The organism is Pseudoxanthomonas sp. F37, assembly GCF_022965755.1.
GTDB lineage: Bacteria > Pseudomonadota > Gammaproteobacteria > Xanthomonadales > Xanthomonadaceae > Pseudoxanthomonas_A.
On sequence record NZ_CP095187.1, the window covers coordinates 3758416 to 3782845 of the forward strand.

Here is a 24430-nt window from a genome sequence, read left to right on the forward strand (position 1 = left end):
CGTCCGACGGGCGGCGCCGCGCGTTTGCGCGGAATTGATCGGAATCAACGTGCCCGGCGCGCCATCCACGTACGTTGGCGGCCTGCCGGGCCACTACAGGAGCAACAGATGGACAGCACCATGAAGGCCGCCGTCGTGCGGGAATTCGGCAAGCCGCTGGTGATCGAGGAAGTACCGGTGCCGCGCCCCGCGGCCGGCGACATCCTGGTCAAGATCGAAGCCTGTGGCGTATGCCACACCGACCTGCATGCCGCCGAAGGCGACTGGCCGGTGAAGCCCAATCCCCCGTTCATCCCCGGCCACGAAGGCGTCGGCCACGTGGTGGCCGTCGGCGCCGGCGTCAGCCACGTGAAGGAGGGCGACCGCGTGGGCGTGCCGTGGCTGTATTCGGCCTGCGGCTACTGCGAGCACTGCCTGGGGGGCTGGGAGACGCTGTGCGAGACGCAGCAGAACACCGGCTACTCGGTCAACGGCGGCTTCGCCGAGTACGCCCTGGCCAACGCCGGCTATGTCGGCCACCTGCCGGACAACGTGGGCTTCGTGGAGATCGCGCCGGTGCTGTGCGCGGGCGTGACCGTCTACAAGGGCCTGAAGGTCACCGACACGCAGCCCGGCGACTGGGTGGTGATCTCCGGCATCGGCGGACTGGGCCACATGGCCGTGCAGTACGCCAGGGCGATGGGCCTGAACGTGGCGGCCGTGGACGTGGACGACGCGAAGCTGGCGCTCGCGCGCCGCCTGGGCGCCACCGTCACCGTCAACGCCAGGACCACCGACCCGGTGGCGTACCTGAAGAAGGAAATCGGCGGCGCGCACGGCGCCCTGGTGACCGCGGTGTCGCCGAAGGCCTTCGAACAGGCCATCGGCATGGTCCGCCGCGGCGGCACGGTGTCGCTCAACGGCCTGCCGCCGGGGCAGTTCCCGCTGGACATCTTCGGCATGGTGCTCAATGGCATCACCGTGCGCGGCTCCATCGTCGGCACGCGCCTGGACCTGCAGGAGTCGCTGGCCTTCGCGGCGATGGGCAAGGTGGCCGCGACGGTGGCGACCGACCGGCTGGAGAACATCAACGACGTGTTCGCGCGCATGCACGCCGGCGCCATCGAAGGCCGCATCGTGCTGGACTTCGCCGCCTGACGGCCCCGGATGGCAGCGTCCGTGTCCGAGGCATCGCCGCCTGCGGTCGCCCCGCCCCTGCAGGTGATCGCGACGGCGCCGGCCTTGCAGCTGATCGACACGCTGCGCGGCCGGCACGGACCGGTGCTGTTCCACCAGTCCGGCGGGTGCTGCGATGGCTCCTCGCCGATGTGCTTCGCGGTCGCCGACTTCATCGTCGGCGACCACGACGTACGGCTGGGCGCGATCGGCGGGGCCGACGTCTACATCAGCAGGCCGCAGTTCGAGTACTGGAAGCACACCCAGCTGATCATCGACGTGGTGCCGGGGCGCGGCGGCATGTTCTCGCTGGAGAACGGCGAAGGCGTGCGCTTCCTGGTGCGGTCGCGGCTGTTCACCGACGAGGAGTTCGCGGCCCTGCGCGCCGCCGGGCGGGTGTGATCAGTCCGACGCCGCGGTTTCGCCCTGCGCGCGCTTGGTGCCATCAGCCAGCCTGGCTTCGCTGCTTCGGGCCGGCAACGGCATGACGCGCAGTCCACGCTGGCGGCACAGGTCGAAGGCCGGGTACAGGGCGCGGCGGCCATTGGCGAAGGCGATGTGCAGGTCGTGCACGCAGGCGTCGCTCTCGAGCTGGACGGTGACGGCATCACCACCGCCGGCCAGCCGGCTGCCAGCCAGCAGTTCGCGCCCGTTTTCGGCATCGACCGGCGAGACGGTGACCGACACGATGGCATCGTGCGCACGGTTGACCAGGTACAGGTAATGGGTGCGTTCCCCCGCGCAGGCGGCGGGAACGGCAACGACGGTCGCCCACAGGGCGAAGACGGACAGGCGGCACATGGCGTGATCTCCGGCAGGAAGGGCGCCGCCGCGGCACGGGAGCGTGCGCGGGGCGGCGGCATCACGCGCCCGCCAGGCGCCCGCGGCAACGGTTCTGGGATGAATCGTCGTGTCGGCGGTGCGGATCGTAGTGCGCGGCCATGCCGGCTTCCCGTGCTCCCCGTCGCGTCCTAGGATGCGCTCGCCGATCGGGAGTTGCGCATGAAGATCCGTCTTGGCTCGCTGGAAGTCCGCCTGTCCCGGTATCTGGGCCTGTGGTCGCTGGTGGTGGTGGTGTTCGCCATGCAGGGCTGCGTCGACGACGCCGTCAATGCCCGCGTGTGGTCGCCGGTCACCTATCTGCGCTGGTCCGGCGTGCAGTGGCTGACGTGGGCCGGGCTGGCGCCGCTGGTGTTCCGGCTGGGCCAGCGGCACCCGCTCCCGTTCCCCCTGCCCCTCCGCGCGCTACTGCGGCACATCGGCTACAGCATCGGGGTCACCCTGCTGGCGATGGTGATCGGCGCGCTGGTGTCGTCGTTGTTCGAGCCCTCCGGCTTCGGCGAGCAACTGTGGCAGTTCGTCAGCAAGCACTTCGCCACCGGCCTGCTGGCGTATTGGGCGCTGCTCGCCGTGCAGCAACTGCTGCACTTCCAGGCCGAGAAGTCGCGGCGCGAACTGGAAGCGACCCGGCTGGCGAGCGAACTGGCGCAGTCGCGCCTGCAGGTGCTGAAGACCCAGCTGCAGCCGCACTTCCTGTTCAACACGCTGCACGCCATCGTCACCCTGCTGGACGAGGACACGCTGTCGGCCGAGGACATGCTGCTGCGCCTGAGCGAACTGCTGCGCGCCTTCCTGGAGGACTACGACGGCCAGGAAATCCCGCTGCGCCGCGAACTGGAACTGCTGGAATTGTACCTGGGCATCCAGCGGCGGCGCTTCCGGGACCGCCTGGCCACGCGCATCCATGTCGCGCCCGACGTGCTGGACGCGGCCGTGCCCAGCCTGGTGCTGCAGCCGATCGTGGAGAACGCCATCCGGCACGGTATAGGCCGGCACGTCGGCGACGACTGCGTGGAGATCGACTGCCGTCGCGAAGACGGCATGCTGTGCATCGATGTCCGCAACCACAACAGCACGCTCATGGAGGGCGGCCAGGCGGGGGGCCACGGCATCGGCCTGTCCAACACACGCTTGCGCATGCGCGAGCTTTACGGCGACCAGGCCAGCCTGCGCCTGGACATGATGGTCCCGCGCGGCGTCGCCTGCCGGCTGCGGCTGCCGTTCCGCGAGCTGGACGACGGGCTGCCACCGGAGCACGTGCCCGCATGAAGCTCTCCGCGCTGGTGGTGGACGACGAACCGATCGCGCGCCACGCGGTGGTGCGGCTGCTGCGCGAGGACCTGGACATCGCCGTGGCCGGCGAATGCGGGGACGGCGTGTCCGCGGTGGCGGCGATCCGCGACCTGTCGCCGGACCTGGTGTTCCTGGACATCCAGATGCCGGCGATCACCGGCCTGGACGTGGTGGCCACCATCGGCGCACCGCGCATGCCCGCCACCATCTTCGTCACCGCCTACGAGCAGTTCGCCGTGCGCGCGTTCGAAGCCAACGCGGTGGACTACCTGGTGAAGCCGTTCAGCCGCGAGCGCTTCGCCGAGACCCTGCGGCGCGCCAAGCAGCGGTTGGCCGCCGCGCGCGGGGCGGATGCGGACACGACGGCGCGCGTCATGCAGGCCCTGGCCGCGCTGCAGCGGCGGGAGGACTACCTGCAGCGCATACCGGTCCGCGAGGACGAGCGGGTGGTGCTGGTCGAGGTGGACCAGATCGTCTGGATCAAGGCCAGCGGCAACACCGTTCGCCTGCACCTGGCCGACCGCGTGCACGAACTGCGCGAGACCATGACCGCGCTGGCCGCGCGCCTGGACCCGCGCCACTTCGCGCGGGTGCACCGCTCGGCCATCATCAACGTGCGTCGCGTGCGGGAAATCCATCCCTGGTTCAACGGCTACCACGTGGTCACCATGGACACCGGGCAGCAGCTGCGCATGAGCCGTTACCAGCACGAGGCCTTCCTGCGGCTGGCCACGCTGGGCCGCGGGGACTAGTCAGCCCCGCCGGCGATCATGCGTGCCGCCTGCGCCTTGCCGGCGGCCAGGGCGTCGTAACAGGTGAAGTAATCGCGCCGCCCGTCGCGCCACACCTCGCTCCAGGCGCCGCCCTGCGGGGCGCGCACGCGCACCGCCAGCGACCAGGGCTGGTGGTCGTCGGCACGTTCGATCACCACTTCGACCAGATGCCCCTGGCAGGTCGAGAGGTCCACTTTCTTCTGCATGCACGGGTCCCCGGCGGAAAGAAGGTGCGCCCTGCCTGGCCTGCGTTCCGGTCCGCCCTGGTCCATTCCGGCCAACGCGGAAAGCCGCCCACGCGGGCCAGTCACTCCGAGGCCACGCCTGCCAGTTGCAGCACCCAGGCCGGCACCTCGGGTTCACCGGCGTAGAAATCCTTCGGCTTCTTCTCCGCCATCGCCCAGCGGTGCAGCCAACTGGGACCGTAGCGGCCGTTGTAGCCGTCCTCGCCACGCGCGTAGGCCGGGTCGCGCATGGCTTCGTCCAGCGTCACCACGCGGTAGCCGCGCCGCTGCACGCCGGCCACCAGGTCGGCATAGGCGACGGCGTTCAGTTCGTTCGCATGCAGCAGCCAGACCTGCGGCAGTGCGTAGCCCAGCAGGGCCTGCGACTGCCGTTGGTAGTAATCGACCTTGTTGAGCATGTAGGGAATGTAGCCGCGCTTGAGCCGCTCCAGCGTGGCCGCGCGCGCTGGCGCGTCGGGCGGGCCGTCGAGCACGTTGGCGTAGGCGAAGGCCCAGACCCATTCGCCGTTGTCGATGGTGACCGGCGCGATGCGGTAGCCGTGCTCGCCGAGAAAGGCCGACAGCGCGGCGCGGTCTTCCGGCGTGCGGCCGGCGCGCAGGTAGGGATGGCGGAACCAGCGCGGCACCTGGCCGCGTTCGGCCAACAGCGGACGCAGCACGCGCTCGCCGTCCAGGATGTCCTGCTTGAACGCAGGCAGCCCGACCGCGTGCAGGTCGACATGGCCGTACGTGTGGTTGCCCAGTTCGAAGCCGGCATCCCGCCAGTCGCGCAGCATCGCCACCCGCGCCGGCTGCACCTGCCCGGCGCTCTCCAGCTTGCCTTCATTGACGAATCCGACCACCGGCACGCCGGCCTGCTTCAGTTGCGCCATCAGCTGGGCATGGCGCAGCGGCAGGTCCGCCGCCGGGGTCTTGTCCATGCGCTGCCAGGGCAGGTCGTCGATGGTGATGGCGATGCGGCGGTCGGGCTCGGCGGCGTGCGCGCCGAATGCGAGCAGCACCAGCAGCCAGGCAGTGAACGGGAGGCGCATGCGTCGGCCGGTGTCGGGAGGGAAGAACGCGAGCTTACCCGCGCCCACCGGCCCGGTCACCGGCACAACGCGCGCCCATCACGCGCCCGGTGAGGTGGCGCTGCCCAGCCACGCCGCGATGGCGGCATGCAGGCCGGGATGCTCCGGCACGCGGATGCCGAAGCCCTGCTGCAGTTCCGCGACCACCGCGTGCGCATCCGCCAGTGGCCAGCGCTCGCTGGCAAGGCCGGTGCGATGCAGCGCAACCCCGCCGCTGCCCAGTGTCCTGCGCCAGCCCGGGCCCGTGCGCGCCACCCGCAGCTGGCCCATGAACGGCGAGTCCGGATGCGTGCTGACGTACCAGTTGCCGACGACATGGTCGATCTCGGCCTGCGGCTGCAGATCGAACACATACAGTCGGCGCCATTGCCCGGCCACCTGCGCCTGCAGGGTGTACTGGTCGCCGTGGCGCGTGATGCGGTACGGCTCGTGCGGCGTGGACTGCACCGCCTCGGTGTCCAGGCGCAGCGGCGCGGTCGGCACCATGCCGCCGAAGCCGACATCGACGACATGGCGCTCGCCGTCCACCGTCGCCAGCACCAGCAGGTGGGTGCGTGCGGGCACGGCGTCCTCCGCCTCGCCCATCAGCACGCGGGCGGCGATCGCCCGTGCGTCGAAGCCCAGCGTGTGCAGCAGGGCCAGGAACAGGCGGTTGAGTTCGTAGCAATAGCCGCCGCGGCCGTCGTGCAACAGCTTGCGCTCGAGCGACGGCAGGTCCACCGGCACCGGCTGCCGCAGCAGCGTGGACAGGGTCTCGAACGGGAAGGCGGCGGTGTGGCGTGCCTGCAGCGCGCGCAGGGTGGCCAGGGTGGGCGCCGGGGGCTGGTCGTAGCCCAGCCGGCGCAGGTACAGCGCGGGATCGGTGAGCTTGGCAGGCATGTGGACTCCTGGAAGGGGGGACGCCAGCCTGCGACCTCGAGGGCACTTGAGGTCAAGCACGCATGCCGGGCAGACCTTTTCCATACCTTCATCCCACGTGAGGAAGACTGTCCTGCGCTTGCGGCATGATGCGTAAGCAAGTACCACCGACTCCGAGGATCACCGATGCGTGCATGGCTGTTGCTGCCCTTCCTGCTGCTGACCTCCCTGGCCGCGCATGCGGCCGACCCCTGCCCGCAGCTGGCGCAGCAGACGCCCTCCGACGTCGCCACCCGCATCGCCGCCGTCGCCTGCCGCGAGCACCTGATGTGGTACCGCCCCTTCATCGACCGCGAAGGCCGGATGGCGAACGCACCGATGATGGAAGCCGAATCGTCGCTGTTGTCGATCGGCGACGACCGTGCCTGGCAACGGGTGGCGCGCTACTGGCGCGACAGCGGCCTGCTGGGCGCCATCGGCCATCGCCGCGGTGCGACCGATTGCCTGTACGCGTCGGCGACCGGTCCCCAGGCCGACGCCTGCCGCGGCTTCGTGGTGGACACGCCCTGGTCGGCCGCCTTCATCTCGTGGGTGATGCGCGAAGCCAGGGTGCCGGGCTTCCGTGGTTCCAGCCGCCACTTCAGCTACGTGCGGGCGGCCTACCAGGACCCGACGACCAACGCCTTCGATGTCATCGACGTGGCCCGCGCCAAGCCCATGGTCGGCGACCTGATCTGCTACGTGCGCCAGTACGACCGCCTGTTCGGCCATGAAGGCCTGCTGCCGCTGCTGCGCAACGGCACCGGGCTGGACATGCATTGCGATATCGTGGTGGCGGTGAACCCCGGCAACGACAGCACCGCGTACGCGATCGGTGGCAACGTGCAGCAGAGCGTGACCATGCGGATGCTGCCGCTGAACCGCAATGGCGAGTTCTGGGGCGGGCTGCCGTTGCGGATCGGCGACGGCACGCTGTGCGCGCCCGACAACGAAACGGCCTGCAACATGAACCGCCAGGACTGGGCGGCGATCCTGCGCCTGAAATCGCCGGCGGCACTTGCCCGACTGCCGGGTTACCTGCCGCCCGTGCAGGACGCGCCCGACGCATCGCCGGAGAAGCAGGAATGCTGCGTGAACTGCGTGGTCGGTTCCGGCGTGCCACGCTGCCCTGCGGCGGCCCCCCAGGCCACCGAACCTGCCGCCCATCCCTGAGCCGCGCCCCGGAGCCCTTCGATGAAGCCACACCGCACCGCACCGATCGTCCGCCTGACCGCCACGCTGGCCACCTGCCTGGCGCTGGCCGCCTGCGCCAGCACGCCGGCCGCCCCCGCCTGGGTCCCGGGCCAGCAGGCCACGGTGGAAGGCCAGGTGGCCACCGTCGACACCACGCCCTGGACCTACGACGGCAGCGCGGTGGTCACGCTGGCCACGCCGACCGGCAACGTCGACGTGCACCTGCCGGCGCGCTGGAACCTGTGCAAGGCACCGCCGCCGGACGACGTGCAGGCCCTCAAGGCCGGCGACCGCGTGCGGGCGACCGGCACGGTCTCCGAACCGCATACGCTGGTGGTCTGCGAGCACGCCGGGCACGGGCTGCACCGCGCGCCGTAAGCGCGGCTGGGCGGGCCTGCGCCCCACCCTCTGCGGGCGGCGGCGGATCGTGCGCTGCAACTAGCATGTAAACGTTTTCATCCCTAGTATCCGGCGCTCCCGTGGCCTGCCCGGCCTGCCCCCCTGGAGCCCTGCCATGCCCCCCTTCGCGCCCGCGGTCCGCCCGCCCCTGGCCTTCGCGCTGCTCGGCCTGGCGGTCGGGTTGGCGGTCAGCCCGCTGGCCCATGCGGCAGACGCCCTCCCGCCGCGCGCCAGCTGGACGGCCACCAGTTCGGCCAGCACCACCGTGGAGATGGCCCCGGCCAAGGGCATCGATGGCGACCCGGCGACCAAGTGGGGCGGCGCGTTCTCGCCCGGGCACTGGTACCAGGTGGATTTCGGCAAGCGCATATCGGTCGGCGCGGTGGAGCTGCACTGGGAATGGGGCGGCGCGCGCGCGTATTCCCTCCAGGCCTCCGACGACGGCAGGCACTGGCGCACCGCGTTCGAAACGCGCGATGGCGTGGGCGGCATCGAGTACGACGTGTTCCCCACCGTGCAGGCGCGCTACCTGCGGCTGACCGCGCCCGACCGCTCGGCGGACTGGGGCGTGTCGGTCTTCGAGTTCCGTCCCTATGCGGGCAGCGAGGCACCGCGCATCCGCGGCGTCGACGGCGACCCCGCGGCGTTGTGGTCCGGCGCGGGCCCGGCGCATGCGATGAACGCCAAACCCGCCGCGGACGGCATGCGACAGCTGCAGATCGACCTGCCCAGGCCCATGTCGCTCGCCGGCCTGGAAGTGGCCTGGCAGCGGACGCCCCGTGCGGCGCGGCTGGAAGGCCGCCAGGCCGGTTCGGACCGCTGGATCGTGCTGGCGGAAGAGCCCAAGGCCTACGGCAGCACCGCGTTCCTCGCCGACAGCCAGGCGCGCACGCTGTCGGCGCTGCGCCTGAGCGTGCGCGGTGAAGGCCTGCAGGCGCCGACCTTGCAGCGTCTGCGCCTGATCGGGCCGACGCGGGTGATGACGGCGATAAAGCGCTACGAACTCGCCGCTTCGCGCGAGCACCGTGCGCTGTTCCCCTCCTCGCTGCACCAGCAGCAGGTGTACTGGACGGCGGTGGGCATCCCCGCCGGCCGGCAGAAGTCGGTACTGGACGAGTTCGGCCACGTGGAAGCCTTCAAGGGCGCGCCTCTGGTGCAGCCGGTGTGGCGCGATGCCGGCGGTCGAGCGAGCGCGGCCAATGCCGACACGCCGATCACCCACGCGTTGCGCGAGGGCTGGATGCCGATGCCCACCGTGCAGTGGTCGCCGCAGCCCGGCCTGGAACTGACCACCGCAGCGATCGCCATCGAGCAGCGCGGCGCGCCGGTCACGCTGGTGCGCTACCGCCTGCGCAACACCGGTACCACGCCCGTGTCAGGCAGCTTCAATCTGCTGACCCGGCCGATGCAGGTCAGCCCGCCGTGGCAGAACGGGGGGCCCTCGCCGATCCGCGACATCACCGTCGGCCGCGGCGATGCCGCGCAGGTGACGGTCAACGGGCGCACGCTGTTGCAGTCGCTGACGCCGGTGGCGCGCGCCTCCGCGTCGGCGTTCGGTGCCCATGGCGAGGGCGAGATCACCGGCCTGCTGATGGCCGATGCGTTGCCCGATGCGCAGCAGGCGCACGACGACAGCGGCCTGGCGGCCGGCCAGCTGGGCTACGACGTGGCGCTGGCGCCGGGCGCGACGCAGGACATCGTCATCGCCTTCGCCCTCGGTGAGGCACGCATCGATCCGGCCAAGCCGCTGCCGGACGCGCCCGCGCTCGACCTTGCCGCGCTGACCGGCCCGAAGGCCTTCGACACGCTCAGCGACCAGGTGGCCGCGCAATGGCAGGCGCGCCTGGGCCGCATCGGCCTGTCGCTGCCGGACGCGTCGCTGGTCGACATGCTGCGGGCGCAGGCGGCGTACATGCTGATCAACCAGAGCGGACACGCCATGCAGCCGGGCCCGCGCAACTACAACCGTTCCTTCATCCGCGACGGTGCGGCGACGGCGGCCACGCTGGTGCGCATGGGCATGGCCAAGACCGCGCGCGATTACCTGCAGTGGTACGCCGGCCATGCGGTGCACGAGAACGGCCTGGTCTCGCCGATCCTCAACGATGACGGATCGGTCAACACCGGTTTCGGTTCCGACATCGAGTACGACAGCCAGGGGCAGTTCATCTGGCTGGTCGCCGAACTGGCGCGGCTGGACGGCGGTGCGCGCAGCGTGCGCGACTACCAGGACAAGGTGACGCGCGCGATGAAGTTCATGCAGGCACTGCGCGAGCGCACGATGGTGCCCGGCTATCTCGCCGACCAGCCGGCGCCGGAACGTTTCCACGGCATCCTCGCGCCCTCGATCAGCCACGAGGGCTATCCGGTGCCCACGCATAGCTACTGGGACGACTACTGGGCGCTGAAGGGCTGGCACGACGGGGCGTGGCTGGCCGAGCAGTGGGGCGATGCGAAGACCGCCGCCTGGGCACGCGGGCAGTACGCGGCGCTGCGCGCGTCGATGGCCGCATCGATTCGCGCGACCATGAAGTGGAAGGGCATCGACACCGTGCCCGCCGATGCCGACATGGGCGGCAGCGACCCGACCAGCCTGTCGATCGGCCTGGATCCGGCCGGGCAGCAGGACGTGATGCCGGCCGACGCGCTGACGACCACCTTCGACCGCTACCTGGACGACGTGCGCAAGCGCGATACGCCCGGCGCGCTGTACGCGTACACGCCGTACGAGATCCGCAATGTGCTGACCTATGTGCATCTCAACCGGCCGCAGGAAGCGCACGAGCTGCTGATGCGCTTCCTGGGCCATCGTCGCCCCGCGCCGTGGCAGGTGCTGGCCGAGGTGGTGTACTCGGACGCGCGCCATGCCATCTATCTGGGCGACATGCCGCATACCTGGATCGGTTCGGAATACGCACGCGCGATCTTCGGCATGCTGATGCACGAAGGCGACCAGGCGCTGTCGCTGCTGCCCGGCACGCCGCCCGCGTGGGTGGCGGGCGACGGCCTGCGCGTGGACGGCCTGCCGACGGCCTACGGCACGCTGGCCATGACCGCCCGCCAGCAGGGCCGGACCCTGCGCGTCACGCTCGGCCCGGGCCTGCGCAAGGACACCGCGCTGACGGTCCGCTGGCCCAACCGCACGAAGCCTTCGCAGGTGACCGTGGATGGCAAGGCCGTGGCCGACTTCGACGATCAGGGCCTACGCACTGCCACGCCGTTCAAGGAACTGGTCGCGACCTGGTGAGTCCCGGCGATCCGCTCGAAGGGCGCGTTCCCGGCACCAGCATGGGCACGCGCCGGCGATAGTCCTCGTACTCCGGCAGCGCGGCGACCAGGTCGCGTTCTTCCCAGCGGATCGCGAGCAGGATGTAGATGGTCGTCGTCACCGCGAACAGCAGGTGCGTCACCGTCATGGTCGGCGTGGCCCAGAAGGTCAGCAGCCAGGCCAGGTACAGCGGATGGCGGATCCAGCGGTACACGGTCGGCGTGCGGAAGGGCAGCGCGGTGTAGGGCCTGCCCCGGAACTGCAGCCAGACCTGGCGCAGGCCGAACAGGTCGAAGTGGTTGAGCAGGAACGTGGTGTACAGCAGCAGCGCCCAGCCGGACGCATAGAGGGCGTACAGGAGGGCGCGCGCCGCCGGGTCCCGCACCTCCCACACCGTACCGCCCAGCGGACTCCACAGCCAGAACAGCAGGATCAGCGCCAGGCTGGACAGCAGCGTGTAGGTGCTGCGTTCGGCGGATTCGGGGATCAGCCGCGTCCACGCGCGCTTGAACGCCGGACGCGCCATCACGCTGTGCTGCACGGCGAACAGGGCCAGCAGGCCCAGGTCGATCAGCAGTGCGGTGGCCAAGGGCGCGGTCGGCGCCGAGTCCATGCCCTTGGGCACCCACAGGTTGCCGATGAAGCCGATGGCGTACAGGAACGTGGCGAAGAACACGGCGTAGCAGACCACGCCGTAGAGCAGGATCAGTGTGCGTTTCATCGGAACCTCGCGATGCATGCGCGGCAGGGCCGGGGGAGCGCTGCCTGCGCGGGACGGGAGGCGCCAGCGTCGCCCGCCTGCGCCGGCCACGGCAGGGGAACAATGTCCCGACGTGTGGCCCCGCGCACGCACCGCAGGGGAGCAATGTCCCGGCTACACTGCGGACCGGTTCCCTCCGGGACGGCCGCATGCAGCAGGCGATCCGCTACCTGACCACCGGCGACGGCACGCGCCTGGCGTGGGCTTCGCTCGGCAGCGGGCCGGTGCTGGTGAAGGCGGCCAACTGGCTGAGCCACCTGGAATACGACCTGGAAAGCCCGATCTGGCGCCACTGGTACCGGTTCTTCGGCGAACACTACCGCCTGCTGCGCTACGACGAACGCGGCTGCGGCATGACCGGCGGCGACGCCCGCGGCCTTACCCTGGACCATTGGCTGGGCGACCTGGAAGCCGTCATCGACGCGGCCGACCTGCGCGAACCCTTCGCGCTGATGGGCGTCTCGCAGGGCGCGGCCGCCTGCATCGCCTACGCGGTGAAGCATCCGCAGCGCGTCTCCCAACTGCTGCTCTACGGCGCCTATGCGCGCGGCCCGTACGAGCGGGGCAATGAGGAAGCGGCGCGCCTGTACCGCGCCATCATCGACATCGCACGGGTCGGCTGGACCGATCAGAACCCGGTCTTCCGCCAGGTCTTCACTTCGCGCTTCATTCCCGGGGCCAGCGAGGCCCAGGTGCATTGGTTCAACGAACTCGCGCGCCTCACCACCACCGCGGAGGCGGCAGGCTGCCTGCTGGAAGCCCGCGCGCACATCAACGTCACCGCCCTGCTGGGCCAGGTCGCGGCGCCGACCCTGGTCCTGCACGCGCGGCAGGACTGCGTGGTGCCGCTGGAGGAGGGTCGCCTGCTGGCCGCGGGCATTCCCGGTGCGCGCTTCGTCGAGCTGGACTCGCGCAACCATGTGCTGCTGGAGCACGAGCCGGCGTGGCAGCGCTTCCGCCAGGAAACACTGGCGTTCCTGGGCGGCGCGCCGCGCGGCGATGACCGCCTGGCCGCGCTGACGCCGCGCGAACGCGAGATCGTCGCCGCGCTGGTGTCCGGGCAGACGAATGCGCAGATCGCGGCCTCGCTGTTCATCAGCGACAAGACCGTGCGCAACACCCTCACCCGCATCTACGAGAAGCTGGGCGTGCAGTCGCGGACGCAGGCGATGGCGCTGTTGCGGGGGGCGGTGGTGGAGTGAGCCGGCACCAGGAACGCTAGTCCGCGATCACCCATCGTCCATTGTCCTGCAGCACCACTTCGAAGCGCGCCCACTGCCGGAACTCGTCGGGACTGGCGACACCGGCCGTGCCTGCCTGTTCGCCCGCGACCACGCGGTACTGCAACGCCGGGCCTTCGCCTTCCAGCACGTGGCGCACGCTCCACAGGCGGCCGAGCTTGCCGTTGCTGTAGTGGCGGCCGCGGATGATCGCGTCCGGGTGGGTGATGTTGCGCTCGGCGTGCTGCTTGGCCAGTTCCAGCAGTTCGGTGAGGTTCTCGGTGGTGATGTCCACGTAGGAGTTGAGCTGTTCCATCGCCGCGGAAAAGTCTTCCTGGGTCAGTTCGAACTGGCGCTGCGCGGGCTGGGTGATGCGCGAGGCCTGGCGGCGGCGGTGCAGGTGGGCCGGGTAGCGGCGCCACGGGAACAGCGCGTTGAAGGCGATGGCCATGGACAGGATGGCCGCCACGTTGACCAGCACGGGCATCAGCAGGTAGCCGTAGCCCAGCGCGTGCACGTCCGGGCCGCCGATCACCGCGGCCAGGGCGGTGGCGCCGCCGGGCGGGTGGATGCAGCGCAGGTAGTACATGCCCAGCACGGCCAGGCCCACGGCGACGGCGGCGGTCCAGGCGTGGCCGGGGACCAGTTTCTGGCAGCTCACGCCGATGAAGGCGGACAGCAGGTGCCCGCCCACGACGGCCCAGGGCTGCGACAGCGCGCCCTGGGGCACGGCGAACAGCAGCACGGCGGAGGCACCCATCGAGGTGACCATCAGCGCGCCGCCGACGGCCGATGCGGCTTCGGTGGGGAACGTCCACCGCGTCAGCCCGTACACCGCCAGGATGCCCAGCAGCGCGCCGATGCCCGATATCCACTTCTCGCCATGGCGCGTGGTGTTGCGCTCGATGCCCAGCAGCAGGCGCAGCTCGGTGAGGGGGGAATGGGGGCTCATGGGCAGCAGGGTGGGGAGGGGCGCCGCAGTCTATGCGAATCCGCCCGGGGCACGGGGCGCGGATCGGTCCCGGTGGGCCGGGTTTCCCCCGGGCCGCGGCGGGGCCTACACTCGGGGCAGGCCGTGGGGGCACGGGCCGAATGCAACAGGGGACCAGGCTGATGATTCTGACGCTTCCCGATCTGATCACGCCCGAGGAGCTCGTGCTGATCAAGCAGAAGCTGGCGGCGGTGCCGTTCGCCGATGGCAAGGCGACGGCGGGGGAACTGCTGCACGCCAAGAAGCAGAACCAGCAGATCCCCTGGGATCATCCGGTGATGAAGGACATCACCAACCTGGTGATGCAGGCGCTGGGGCGCCACGATGCGTTCATGAGCGCCGCCCAGCCGCGGCGGCTGGCGGCGATGCTCGTGAGCCGTTACGGGCCGGGCATGGCCTACGGGTCGCACGTGGACTCGGCGGTGATGGGGGCGCCGCACCATGTGCGCAGCGATGTGTCGTTCACGCTGTTCCTCAGCGAGCCGGACACGTACGAGGGCGGGGAGCTTGCGTTCGAGGTGGCCGGCAGCGAGGTGTCGTTCAAGCTGCCCGCGCGGTCGGCGATCTGTTATTCGACCGGGCAGTTGCACCGGGTGCGGCCGGTGGAAAGCGGGGAGCGGCTGGCGGTCGTGGGCTGGGTGCAGAGCCTGGTGCGCGACCCGGGCATGCGCGAGCTGCTGCACGATCTGTCCACGGCGCGCGAGTTGCTGGTGGGCAAGGAAGGGGTGGAGCGTTCGCTGGAGTTGGTCAACAAGTGCTATTCCAATCTCCTGCGGCGCAACGCCGAGCCCTAGGACGCGGCCATCCTGCGTAGGGGGCTCGCCCGCCGTCTGCGGGTATCAGGGGCGGGCGCTGAGCAATCCCATGCGGCGGAACCCCATTTCCAGCGGCACGGTCACCAGCGGCGGCACGGCGGCGATGACGGCCAGCAGCGTGGCCCACCACGGCCAGCGCAGGCGCAGGGCGGACAGCGCGGTGACCACCACGTAGAACAGGAAGGCGCCGCCATGCAGCGGGCCGAACACCTTGACGCCCAGGTCGTTGCCGGTGGCGCCGTACTTGAACGCCATGCCGATCAGCAGACCGGCCCAGGTGAAGCCTTCCAGGAAGGCAGCGACGGCGAACAGGCGCCCGGCGGGCGCGAGGGATCGGGACATGGAGGAACTCCAGTGAGGGAATGCCGCGACGCGATGGCGGCGGCGCTGGCTAGCTGGGGGATTCTAGCCACATCGGAAGATACGAAGGCTGCGCTCACGCCCACCGACATGGTTTGTAATGCGATGCAGGTCGGCCGCGACCCATCCACGGCCCCGTGGGGGTGTCGCTGCGGCCGAAGCCGTCCGTGCCCAGCACCGTGTACGCCATCGGCACGAACGCGCGGATCTGGTCCGCGTACGCCCGCACGTAGTTGGTGGCGGCGATGGCCGGGCCTTGGCGACCTTCCAACAGCTCGGTCACGTGGGCCTTGCGCGGCGGCGGCGCTTCCGGGTCCAGGCGGTCCCAGTGCTCGGCGTCGAAGCCGTCGCCGTGTAGTTCGTTGAAGCTGGAACATGCCAGGTGCGAGCGCTGAGCAATCCCATGCGGCGGAACCCCATTTCCAGCGGCACGGCCACCAGCGGCGGCGCGGCGGCGATGACCGCCAGCAGCGTGGCCCACCACGGCCAGCGCAGTCGCAGGGCGGACAGCACGGTGGCGACGGCGTAGAACAGGAAGGTGCCGCCATGCAGCAGGCCAAACACTTTGACGGCGCTCGCTGACGTGGGGGAGTTTTGCAGGGAAAGTTCGGGCTGGTATCGCGTGGGCTTAGCCGACGATGCAGCGCTACGGGCTTTGGCTCGTGCGGGAAACGCTGCGGGCGACATCCGGGTTGTCTCGGTAGTAGGCGGCGTTGTCCGCCAAGGCGTGCCACCGCTCGTAGTCGGACAGCACGCGGCGCAGGTCGGCAATGGCGGCGATCACCACCTCGTCCGGCGGAGTAGCTTGACCGGCCAGGTAGCCGTCCAGCAGTTCCAGCATGCAACGTATCCGGTCCAGGCAGGTCTCGGATTCGTGATAAGCGGCAAGACTGATGCGGTCAAGCTCGTCCCTCTCGCGTGGCGCGATGCCGACGTCCGCCAGCGTGGTGCCCGCTTCGCCTTGCAGCAGATCCAACAGCCGCTGCAGCGAGGTCTGGCTGACATCGCCGACGTCTCGGCCAAACGATGCTTCCATGGGCTCATAACGTGTGCCCTCTGTGTTGCGGTTCGCTTCCATGTCGAATCCTCCGGTTGTGATTGGCCGCAGCGGAATCGATCCGCCGCCTTAGCTCTGCGCCTATGCGTTTCGCAGTACGAGTCACATTTGAACCGCGACGGCCCACGAGCAAAGCGCACTCTCAATATATCTGTTTTACAGATATCTGCAACTCCGATATAGCTTAGGTGCGGTCTCGCGAATGCGACCCGCATGTCACCCAAGTCGATCCATAAAGACGAGTATCAAATCCTGCTGCGGTTGCTGCGGGAGATGCGTGCGAAAGCGGGTCTGACGCAGGCCGAGCTGTCGGCCGCCCTGGAGCGCCCGCAGTCTTATGTGAGTGATGTGGAGCGAGGAATCCGCCGGATGGATCTGTTGCAGATCAGGGACTATTGCCTTGCCTGCGAGACTACGCTGCCAAGTTTCGTGAAAGCGCTTGAGGGGGAGCTCAAGTAGGCGTGCGCATGAACGCGTATGAAGCAAAGGTCAGCGCCATTTCACAGGCAAGAAATTCCTGTAGCTTTGCCTATACACCAGTAGCATCGACGCGATCTGCTAGGGAGCTTGGCCCTGCAGAATGACTTAAGCCACATCCTTGCAACAATCTTGCCTCTCTTTATCCACAAGATCGACAGCATCATCCGCTTAAGGATAAAAACAGGCGAGCTCGCTCTAGCTCCTCTCGCAGCCCGGCACGAAAAGCGGCATCCCTGTACCCATGCCCTTCGACATACCCAAACGTCGACCGTAACTCCCCCTCGACCACACTCAGATTCCCCCACCCAATCACCCGGTCACCCCACAGCACTGGCAACGCGTAATACCCCAGCTTTCGCTTCGGCGCCGGCGTGTACGCCTCGAAGCGGTACGTCCAGCCCCAGAACATCTCGAACCGCCGCCGGTCCCACACCACCGGATCGAACGGCGTCAGCAGCCGCACCTGGTCATCCGGCTTCCAGCGCCGCGAGCGCGGATCCTCGTCCGCCGGCCAGTACCAGTCCACCCCCTCCACCCGGGCCGTGCCCAGCCGCTGGCGCGCCCGCTTCAACGCCGCCGCGCGCAGGCCTTCCCATTGCGGCACCCCGCGGCGCAGATAGGCCAGCAACTGGCCCAGGCTGGCCGCCGGCAACGGCGCGTACTTGCGCACGATGATGTCCAGCAACGCATCCAGCCGCGTCTCCGCATCCGACATCGCAACCGGTGACGCATCACCGATCCGCGGCGCATACACGCGCGTACCGCCCTCGCGGCGCGCGACCCGCAGCAGGCCGCGGTAATGCATGCCGTCCAGCAGCTGCGTGCTCGCGTTGGACGAACCGCCGAACCAGTTGGTCGTCTTGCCATGCCCGAAGTGCGCATCCACGTCGCGCGGATGCGCCGTGCCGCGCTCGCCGACGAAGGCCAGTACCGCCTGCGCCTGCTTCCAGCGCGCGGGCGTCCACACCTCGCGCGCCTTGCGCGGATGCATCAGCTGGTGATGCTCGCGCGGCAGGAAGCCGTAATTGACGAAGAAATCTTCCTCCAGCGGCAGTCGCGGATACCGCCTTTCCAGGTCCCCGGCGCGATAGCCGGCGACGCGGTGGCGCAGGGTCAGGTCCTGCGCGCGTGCCGGCGCCCGGATCGGATCAGCCTGCACGAAGCCCAGCCGCTGGATCGCCCGCGACAGCGTGGTCGGCTTGAACAAGCTGCGGGCGACGGCATAGCGGCGCAGGTGATCGAGGGTGAGCGTCATGCGGCGCGGCCCATCACCGCATCACCCTTCGCCACGCGCTCATGCCGCGACGTCGATGTACTCCACCTGGCTCGAAGGCACCGGAATGGCCACGCCGTCCTCGCGCAATCCGGCCAGATGCAACGCAATGGCGTCGTGGATCAGTACTTCCACCTCGGCCTTGGTGGCACCGGTGGCCACGCAACCCGGCAGGTCCGGGACATACGCGGAATAGTTGCCGCCAGCTTGCTCGATGACGATGGCGTAGCGCATGGAAGTCACCTCTTGATCCCGGCCTGCTTCAGGATGCTGGCCAATGTCCCGGGCGCCACATCATCACCCGGCTTGCCGGCGACTGTCACGCGGCCTGGAAGCGTGGGGTGCTTGAACTGCCGGTGGCTGCCGGTCTGGCCCACCTGCTGCCAGCCCGCGTCCTTGAGTTGTTGCAACACATCGCGAATCTTGGGTGGCACGTTCGCATTCCTTGCGAAGGGATTCCATCGTCCCTGCTCACATTCCGTTCCGAGACTCCCTCCCCCGCAGGCGGGAGAGGGAGTGTATGACCTCAAACCCCAATCGGGTTCGCCTTCTCCACATCGATCTTGTACTGCTTGATCGCGCGGGAGACGTCCTTGGCGGTCATCTTGCCTTCCTTCGCCAGGGCGGCGATGGCGGCGTGGGCGATGTAGTAGCGGTCCACCTCGAAGTGGCGGCGCAGGTTGGCGCGGGTGTCGCTGCGGCCGAAGCCGTCCGTGCCCAGCACCGTGTACGCCATCGGCACGAACGCGCGGATCTGGTCCGCGTACGCCCGCACGTAGTCGGTGGCGGCGATGGCCGGGCCCTGGCGGCCTTCCAGCAGCTCGGTCACGTAGGCCTTGCGCGGCGACTTCGCTTCCGGGTTCAGGCGGTTCCAGCGCTCGGCGTCGAAACCATCGCGGCGCAGCTCGTTGAAGCTGGGGCACGACCAGATGTCGGCGGTCACGCCGAAATCCTTGTCCAGCAGCTCGGCCGCGGCGATCGCCTCGCGCAGGATGGTGCCGCTGCCCAGCAGCTGCACGCGCAGCTCGCCCTTCTTCGGCTTGCCGGCGTCGGTGAGCAGGTACATGCCCTTGATGATGCCCTCGGCCGCGCCTTCCGGCATGTCCGGGTGGGTGTAGTTCTCGTTCATCAGGGTGACGTAGTAGTACTCGTCCACCTGCTCCTGCAGCATCTTCTGCATGCCGTGCTGCAGCACCACCGCCACTTCGAAGCCGAAGGTCGGGTCGTAGCTGCGCACGTTGGGGATGCCGCCGGCCACCACGTGGCTGAAGCCGTCCTCGTGCTGCAGGCCTTCGCCGTTGAGCGTGGTGCGGCCCGCGGTGCCGCCCAGCAGGAAGCCGCGCGTGCGCATGTCCGCCGCCTGCCAGGCGATGTCGCCGATGCGCTGGAAGCCGAACATCGAGTAGTAGATGTAGAACGGCAGCATGGGCACGTTGCTGACCGAATAACTGGTGCCCGCCGCCATCCACGACGACATCGCACCCGGCTCGCTGATGCCCTGCTGCAGCACCTGGCCGGACTGGTCCTCGCGGTAGTACATCAGCTGGTCGGCATCGACCGGCTTGTACTTCTGGCCGAACGGCGCGTAGATGCCGATCTGACGGAACATGCCTTCCATGCCGAAGGTGCGCGCCTCGTCGGCCACGATCGGCACCAGGCGCGGGCCCACCTGCTTGTCGCGCAGGGCGATGTTCAGGCCCTGCACGAAGGCCATGGTGGTGGAGATTTCGCGGTCGCCGGTGCTCTTGAGCAGGCGGTCGAAGGCTTCCAGCCTGGGCGTCTCGAACGACTGGCTGGCCTTGCGGCGGCGCTGCGGCAGGTAGCCGCCCAGCGCGGCGCGGCGTTCCTTCAGGTACTGCACTTCCGGCGAGTTCTCGCCCGGGTGGTAGAACGGCACCTGCGACGCTTCTTCCAGCTGCTTGTCGGTGACCGGGATGTTGAAGCGGTCGCGGAACGTGCGGATGGCCTCGTCGTCCAGCTTCTTGGTCTGGTGGGTCGGGTTGAGCGATTCGCCCGCCGAGCCCATGCCGTAACCCTTCACCGTCTTGGCCAGGATCACCGTGGGCATGCCCTGGGTGTTCACCGCCTCGTGGTAGGCCGCGTAGACCTTGTGCGGATCGTGGCCGCCGCGGTTGAGGCGCCAGATGTCGTCGTCGGACAGGTTGGCGACCATGGCCGCCGTCTCCGGATACTTGCCGAAGAAGTTGTCGCGCGTGTACTTGCCGCCGAACGCCTTGCAGTTCTGGTACTCGCCGTCGACGGTTTCCATCATCAGCTTCTTCAGCACGCCGCCGGTGTCGCGGGCGAGGAGCGGATCCCAGTAGCTGCCCCACAGCAGCTTGATGACGTTCCAGCCGCCGCCGCGGAACACGCCTTCCAGTTCCTGGATGATCTTGCCGTTGCCGCGCACCGGGCCGTCCAGGCGCTGCAGGTTGCAGTTGACCACGAAGATCAGGTTGTCCAGGCCCTCACGGCCGGCCAGCGCGATGGCGCCCAGGGTTTCCGGCTCGTCGCTCTCGCCGTCGCCGATGAAGCACCACACCTTGCGGTCGGACTTCTCGATCAGGCCGCGGTGCTCCAGGTACTTCATGAACTGCGCCTGGTAGATGGCCGCCAGCGGGCCCAGGCCCATCGATACGGTGGGCGTCTGCCAGTAGTCCGGCATCAGCCACGGGTGCGGGTAGGACGAGATGCCCTGGCCGTCGACTTCCATGCGGAAGTTGTCCAGCTGCTGTTCGCTGATGCGGCCTTCCAGGAACGAGCGCGCGTAGATGCCCGGCGCGCTGTGGCCCTGGATGAACAGCAGGTCGCCCGGGTGGTTGTCGCTGGGCGCGCGCCAGAAGTGGTTGAAGCCCACGTCGTAGAGCGTGGCGCCGGAGGCGAAGCTGGCGATGTGGCCGCCCAGGTCGCCGGGCTTGCGGTTGGCGCGCACCACGGTGGCCATCGCGTTCCAGCGGATGATCGAACGGATGCGCCATTCCAGCGCGGCGTCGCCCGGGCTCTTGGCCTCGTTCTGCGGCGCGATGGTGTTGACGTATTCGGTGGTGGGCGAGAACGGCAGGTAGGCGCCGGCGCGGCGGGTGACTTCCACCATGCCTTCGAGCAACTGGTGAGCACGCAGGGCGCCGTTCTTGTCGATCACCGCCTGCATGGAATCGATCCATTCGCGGGTCTCCTGCGGATCCGGATCGCTCTGCAACATGTCGTTCAACCAGTTCATTCCCACTCCTGTTGCGCCGCGCGTGGGGCACGGCGTTGCCGTTCTTGTAGAGCCTTGAAGTGTAACGCACGCACCCCGCGCCCAACCCGGCTACGCAGGCGTATGGAAGGGACATTGCGTGCCTGTCCCGGGACAGCGACCACACCAAAATCAGACCTTTGCGCTATTGCATTGCAGCATGCCCCGCCGGCGTATGATCGCCGTCCAGGGGAAGGCTGCGATCAGGGTCGGCATGCGCGACACAGTGCCCAACGATGTCGTGCCAGAGAAGGAGGCCGCCGGCGCCGCGCACTGGCGCAGCAGCCTGCGCACGCGCATTGCGCTGTGGGCCGGCCTGGTGAACGTGGCGCTGCTGCTGTTGCTGGTGCTGGGGACGGCCTGGTTCGCCCGCCGGCTGATCCTGGACGACGCCCGCCGCGACACCCATGCCACCACCCAGGAGGCCGCGCAGCGGCTGGACGGCGCGCTGCACGTGGTGACCATCACCACCCACGGCATCTCCGACCTGGTGGGGGGCGCGCAGCTGTCGCCGGACGAACTGACGGCCACCCTGCGCGCCATGGTGAAGGCCACGCCCGGCTGTGCCGGCGGCCTGCTGATCCTGGAGCCGCGCACGCGCAGCGACCTGCCGTTCGCCCGCTACGTGGCCGCCGATGGCCGCGACCGTGACTTCATCGCCGACGGCTACCCGTTCCGCGCACAGGGCTGGTACCAGCGCACCGTCGCCTCGCCCGGCGGCTGGTGGTCCGAGCCCTACCTCAACCAGACCGCCGGCGGCGTGTGGATGGTCACTTACAACATGCCGCTGCGCGATCCGGGCCGCGGCGCGCTCACGCGCGGCATGGTCAGCCTGGACCTGCCGCTGGCCAACCTGACCGGAATGGTCGACTCGCTGGCGCACCTGCCGGGCTGGCGGGTCTCGCTGGTGGCCCCGGCCGGCACCCTGGCGCTCAATCCCGAGGTGGGCGTGGAGCGGCGGGAGGCGCTGGACGACTACATCGCCCGCGCCGGCCGCCACGACCTGGGCGAGGCGGCCCGCGCGGTGCGCCAGCGCCAGCCGCTGCAGTACGCGCATACCGACGCCATCAGCCTGGAACGTCGCTTCACCGTGGTGGAACCGGTCGGCGACAGCGGCTGGACCCTGTTGGTGGCGCAGTCCTACGAACTGGTCATGGCCCGCCTGACCGACGCGCTGTGGCGGCTGGCCGCGGTCGGCGCGCTGCTGGCGCTGGCCTGCATGCTGGTGGTGCGCAAGCTGGCGCGCCACGTCAGCCAGCCGGTGGAAGGCCTGTCCTCGGCCGCCGCGCGGCTGGGACGCGGCGAGTACGACATGCCGGTGCCCTACGTGGCGCGGCGCGACGAGGTGGGGCAGATGGCGCGCACGCTGGAACATGCGCGCGGTTCGATCCAGCGCCAGCTGCGCGAGATCGCCGACATGACGGCCGCGCGCCAGAAGCTGGAGAGCGAACTTTCGATCGCCCGCGAGATCCAGCAGGCCATGCTGCCGCCCGGACTGGCCATCGATCGCGAACACGCGCACCTGGAAGCCTATGCACGGCTGGAACCGGCCAAGGCGGTGGGTGGCGATTTCTACTGCTTCATCCAGACCGATCCGGACGGCCTGTGGTTCGCCATCGGCGATGTGTCCGACAAGGGCGTGCCGGCGGCGCTGTTCATGGCGCGCACGGTGACGGTGCTGGAAGTGGCGGCCAGCACGCACGATTCGCCCGAGCGCGTACTGGCCGAGGCCTCGCGCCGGCTGGTGCAGGGCAACGACGCCTGCATGTTCGCCACCGTGCTGTGCGGGCGCGTGGACGTGCGCACGGGCGCCTGCGTGCTGGCCAGCGCGGGCCATGACGCGCCCCTGCTGCTGCACGCGGACGGACGCGTCGAGACGCTGCCCGTGCAGCCCGGGCCGCCGCTGGGATTCGAGGTGGGCGATGTGTTCCCGCTGTGGTCCGGAACGGTTCCCTCCGGCGCCACCCTGCTGGCCTGGACCGATGGCATCACCGAGGCCTTCGATGCCGAAGACCGCGCCTTCGGCGCCGAGCGCATTCCGGGCGCCCTGCAGCCCGGCGCGACCGCGCGCGAACAATGCGAAGGCCTCATCGCACAGGTTCACGCATTTACCGGCGCCGCGTCGCAGTCCGACGACATCACCGCGCTCGCCCTCCGTCGCCGGCTGGACAACGCCGCCGCTTCCCCCGAAGCTCCGCCACCACAGGAGACCGCACATGCAGATGCGACTGTTCATCCCCCGTGAGCACGCCCGCGTGGACGACCTCAATGCGTCGCTCGAGGCCGTGCTGGCCAACAACGGCGTCAGCCGGGCCATCCAGGGCGACGTGCGCCTGATCGTCGAAGAACTGGCGAGCAACGCCATCGAACACGGCGACCTGGCGCGCGTGGACGCGGAAGAACACGAACTGTGCGTGGACATCGCCATCCGCGAACACCTGCTGACGCTGGAGTTCCGCGAGAGCGGCGCGGCCTTCAATCCGCTGGAGCAGCCGCCCCCGGACCTGGACGCCGACATCCTGGACCGCCCCACCGGAGGACTGGGCCTGCACCTGGTGCGGCAGGTATCGGAACAGGCGACCTACCAGCGCGTCGGCAACTACAACGTGGTGCGCCTGACCCTGCGCATCCCCACCGAGGAGAACGGAGCATGAGCCTGCGCATCGAGATCCTGCCGCCGGGCAAGGGCAGTCAGCGCGTCGCGGTGGGAGGACGGCTGGACACCCACACCTACGAAGACCTGGATGAAGCACTGGCGCCGCTGCTCACCCGCCAACTGCACTCGCTGGTGCTGGACCTGTCGGGGCTGGACTACATCAGCAGCGCGGGCATCCGCTCCATCTTCAAGGCACGCAAGACGCTGGCCCCGCACGGCGGCAAGGTGCTGCTGGTCAACCCGCAGCCACAGATCCAGAAGGTGCTGGACATGGTCAAGGCGGTGCCGTTGAACGAAATCTTCTCGTCCACCGCCGAGGCCGACGCCTACCTGGACCTGATGCAGCGCCGGGTGCTGGAGGCCGGCGAAGACGAGGACTGACGAACGCCGGCCGCCCCGTCTCACTTTTCCATTACGATCCGACCTCCCCCCTCCTCCCCGGGCCG

Annotated in this window: 26 protein-coding genes and 1 pseudogene; 13 read left to right on the plus strand and 14 right to left on the minus strand. The window is 69.4% G+C overall.

From position 1 onward, the window contains the following. Positions 1-108 precede the first annotated feature (108 nt). Positions 109-1137, plus strand: a complete 1029-nt coding sequence (adhP, locus tag MUU77_RS17480) for an alcohol dehydrogenase AdhP (RefSeq protein ID WP_245089631.1) — start codon at positions 109-111, stop codon at positions 1135-1137. Between the two features lie 21 nt (positions 1138-1158). Continuing rightward, complete coding sequence (locus MUU77_RS17485) at positions 1159-1557, plus strand: DUF779 domain-containing protein (RefSeq protein WP_245089634.1); 399 nt, start codon at positions 1159-1161, stop codon at positions 1555-1557. Here the strand turns inward: MUU77_RS17485 and MUU77_RS17490 are convergent, their stop codons facing one another. After that, a complete protein-coding gene (locus tag MUU77_RS17490; RefSeq protein WP_245089636.1) occupies positions 1558-1956 on the minus strand; it encodes a hypothetical protein in 399 nt (132 codons plus the stop codon). A gap of 201 nt (positions 1957-2157) precedes the next feature. Between MUU77_RS17490 and MUU77_RS17495 the strand changes: the two genes are divergently transcribed. Further along, the gene (locus tag MUU77_RS17495) at positions 2158-3264 is read left to right on the plus strand and encodes a histidine kinase (protein ID WP_245089639.1); all 1107 of its coding nucleotides are present in this window, start codon (positions 2158-2160) and stop codon (positions 3262-3264) included. Beyond that, positions 3261-4040, plus strand: coding sequence for a LytTR family DNA-binding domain-containing protein (locus MUU77_RS17500; RefSeq protein WP_245089642.1), 780 nt, complete (start codon positions 3261-3263; stop codon positions 4038-4040). Before MUU77_RS17495 ends, MUU77_RS17500 begins: the two co-directional genes overlap by 4 nt. Here the strand turns inward: MUU77_RS17500 and MUU77_RS17505 are convergent. The 3 genes from MUU77_RS17505 to MUU77_RS17515 form a co-directional block, all read right to left on the minus strand. Beyond that, complete coding sequence (locus MUU77_RS17505) at positions 4037-4267, minus strand: hypothetical protein (RefSeq protein ID WP_245089645.1); 231 nt, start codon at positions 4265-4267, stop codon at positions 4037-4039. The genes MUU77_RS17500 and MUU77_RS17505 overlap by 4 nt on opposite strands. A gap of 101 nt (positions 4268-4368) precedes the next feature. After that, complete coding sequence (locus MUU77_RS17510) at positions 4369-5337, minus strand: polysaccharide deacetylase family protein (protein WP_245089648.1); 969 nt, start codon at positions 5335-5337, stop codon at positions 4369-4371. A gap of 78 nt (positions 5338-5415) precedes the next feature. Next, positions 5416-6255: an arylamine N-acetyltransferase gene (locus MUU77_RS17515; RefSeq protein WP_245089651.1), complete on the minus strand. Its 840-nt coding sequence runs from the start codon at positions 6253-6255 to the stop codon at positions 5416-5418. A 165-nt stretch (positions 6256-6420) separates the two neighbouring features. Here MUU77_RS17515 and MUU77_RS17520 point away from each other — a divergent pair, with 165 nt between their 5' ends. The 3 genes from MUU77_RS17520 to MUU77_RS17530 all read left to right on the plus strand — a co-directional run bounded on the left by MUU77_RS17520 (position 6421) and on the right by MUU77_RS17530 (position 11113). After that, entirely contained in the window at positions 6421-7446 is a 1026-nt protein-coding gene (locus tag MUU77_RS17520; RefSeq protein WP_245089654.1) for a DUF2272 domain-containing protein, read from the plus strand. A 21-nt stretch (positions 7447-7467) separates the two neighbouring features. Beyond that, positions 7468-7845, plus strand: a complete 378-nt coding sequence (locus MUU77_RS17525; RefSeq protein ID WP_245089657.1) for a DUF4131 domain-containing protein — start codon at positions 7468-7470, stop codon at positions 7843-7845. Between the two features lie 136 nt (positions 7846-7981). Then, on the plus strand, positions 7982-11113 hold the full coding sequence (locus MUU77_RS17530) for a discoidin domain-containing protein (protein WP_245089660.1): 3132 nt from the start codon (positions 7982-7984) through the stop codon (positions 11111-11113). Here MUU77_RS17530 and mddA read toward each other — a convergent pair. After that, on the minus strand, positions 11088-11855 hold the full coding sequence (gene mddA, locus MUU77_RS17535) for a methanethiol S-methyltransferase (RefSeq protein WP_245089662.1): 768 nt from the start codon (positions 11853-11855) through the stop codon (positions 11088-11090). The two genes, MUU77_RS17530 and mddA, sit on opposite strands and share 26 nt — an antisense overlap. A gap of 188 nt (positions 11856-12043) precedes the next feature. Here mddA and MUU77_RS18550 point away from each other — a divergent pair, with 188 nt between their 5' ends. Continuing rightward, on the plus strand, positions 12044-13096 hold the full coding sequence (locus MUU77_RS18550; protein WP_280640354.1) for an alpha/beta fold hydrolase: 1053 nt from the start codon (positions 12044-12046) through the stop codon (positions 13094-13096). A gap of 16 nt (positions 13097-13112) precedes the next feature. On the opposite strand, the gene MUU77_RS17550 is transcribed toward MUU77_RS18550, so the two are convergent. After that, on the minus strand, positions 13113-14066 hold the full coding sequence (locus MUU77_RS17550) for an HPP family protein (protein WP_245089665.1): 954 nt from the start codon (positions 14064-14066) through the stop codon (positions 13113-13115). 161 nt (positions 14067-14227) lie between these two features. Between MUU77_RS17550 and MUU77_RS17555 the strand changes: the two genes are divergently transcribed. Further along, positions 14228-14899: a Fe2+-dependent dioxygenase gene (locus MUU77_RS17555; protein WP_187574066.1), complete on the plus strand. Its 672-nt coding sequence runs from the start codon at positions 14228-14230 to the stop codon at positions 14897-14899. Between the two features lie 45 nt (positions 14900-14944). On the opposite strand, the gene MUU77_RS17560 is transcribed toward MUU77_RS17555, so the two are convergent. The 4 genes and pseudogenes from MUU77_RS17560 to MUU77_RS17575 all read right to left on the minus strand — a co-directional run bounded on the left by MUU77_RS17560 (position 14945) and on the right by MUU77_RS17575 (position 16358). Beyond that, positions 14945-15262, minus strand: coding sequence for a DUF3817 domain-containing protein (locus tag MUU77_RS17560; protein WP_245089667.1), 318 nt, complete (start codon positions 15260-15262; stop codon positions 14945-14947). Between the two features lie 94 nt (positions 15263-15356). Next, positions 15357-15563, minus strand: coding sequence for a hypothetical protein (locus MUU77_RS17565; RefSeq protein WP_245089669.1), 207 nt, complete (start codon positions 15561-15563; stop codon positions 15357-15359). A gap of 98 nt (positions 15564-15661) precedes the next feature. Beyond that, positions 15662-15865: pseudogene (locus MUU77_RS17570) on the minus strand (DUF3817 domain-containing protein); the annotation flags it as partial. Between the two features lie 61 nt (positions 15866-15926). Continuing rightward, positions 15927-16358: a hypothetical protein gene (locus tag MUU77_RS17575; protein WP_245089672.1), complete on the minus strand. Its 432-nt coding sequence runs from the start codon at positions 16356-16358 to the stop codon at positions 15927-15929. 192 nt (positions 16359-16550) lie between these two features. On the opposite strand from MUU77_RS17575, the gene MUU77_RS17580 reads away from it, so the two are divergent. Next, the gene (locus tag MUU77_RS17580) at positions 16551-16796 is read left to right on the plus strand and encodes a helix-turn-helix transcriptional regulator (protein WP_245089675.1); all 246 of its coding nucleotides are present in this window, start codon (positions 16551-16553) and stop codon (positions 16794-16796) included. Between the two features lie 181 nt (positions 16797-16977). Here the strand turns inward: MUU77_RS17580 and MUU77_RS17585 are convergent, their stop codons facing one another. From MUU77_RS17585 to aceE, 4 genes are all read right to left on the minus strand, one after another. Continuing rightward, positions 16978-18072 (minus strand): crosslink repair DNA glycosylase YcaQ family protein, encoded by a 1095-nt coding sequence (locus tag MUU77_RS17585; RefSeq protein ID WP_245089678.1) that lies wholly within the window; start codon positions 18070-18072, stop codon positions 16978-16980. Positions 18073-18111: 39 nt separating this feature from the next. Continuing rightward, positions 18112-18324 (minus strand): type II toxin-antitoxin system HicB family antitoxin, encoded by a 213-nt coding sequence (locus MUU77_RS17590; protein ID WP_245089681.1) that lies wholly within the window; start codon positions 18322-18324, stop codon positions 18112-18114. A gap of 5 nt (positions 18325-18329) precedes the next feature. After that, positions 18330-18524, minus strand: coding sequence for a type II toxin-antitoxin system HicA family toxin (locus MUU77_RS17595; RefSeq protein WP_245089684.1), 195 nt, complete (start codon positions 18522-18524; stop codon positions 18330-18332). A 92-nt stretch (positions 18525-18616) separates the two neighbouring features. Beyond that, complete coding sequence (aceE, locus tag MUU77_RS17600; protein ID WP_245089687.1) at positions 18617-21310, minus strand: pyruvate dehydrogenase (acetyl-transferring), homodimeric type; 2694 nt, start codon at positions 21308-21310, stop codon at positions 18617-18619. 232 nt (positions 21311-21542) lie between these two features. Here aceE and MUU77_RS17605 point away from each other — a divergent pair, with 232 nt between their 5' ends. The 3 genes from MUU77_RS17605 to MUU77_RS17615 are packed head-to-tail and all read left to right on the plus strand — an operon-like array spanning position 21543 to position 24365. Then, positions 21543-23573, plus strand: coding sequence for a SpoIIE family protein phosphatase (locus MUU77_RS17605; RefSeq protein ID WP_245089689.1), 2031 nt, complete (start codon positions 21543-21545; stop codon positions 23571-23573). Further along, a complete protein-coding gene (locus tag MUU77_RS17610) occupies positions 23545-23982 on the plus strand; it encodes an ATP-binding protein (RefSeq protein ID WP_245089691.1) in 438 nt (145 codons plus the stop codon). Before MUU77_RS17605 ends, MUU77_RS17610 begins: the two co-directional genes overlap by 29 nt. Continuing rightward, positions 23979-24365 (plus strand): STAS domain-containing protein, encoded by a 387-nt coding sequence (locus MUU77_RS17615; protein WP_245089694.1) that lies wholly within the window; start codon positions 23979-23981, stop codon positions 24363-24365. Before MUU77_RS17610 ends, MUU77_RS17615 begins: the two co-directional genes overlap by 4 nt. Positions 24366-24430 lie beyond the last annotated feature (65 nt).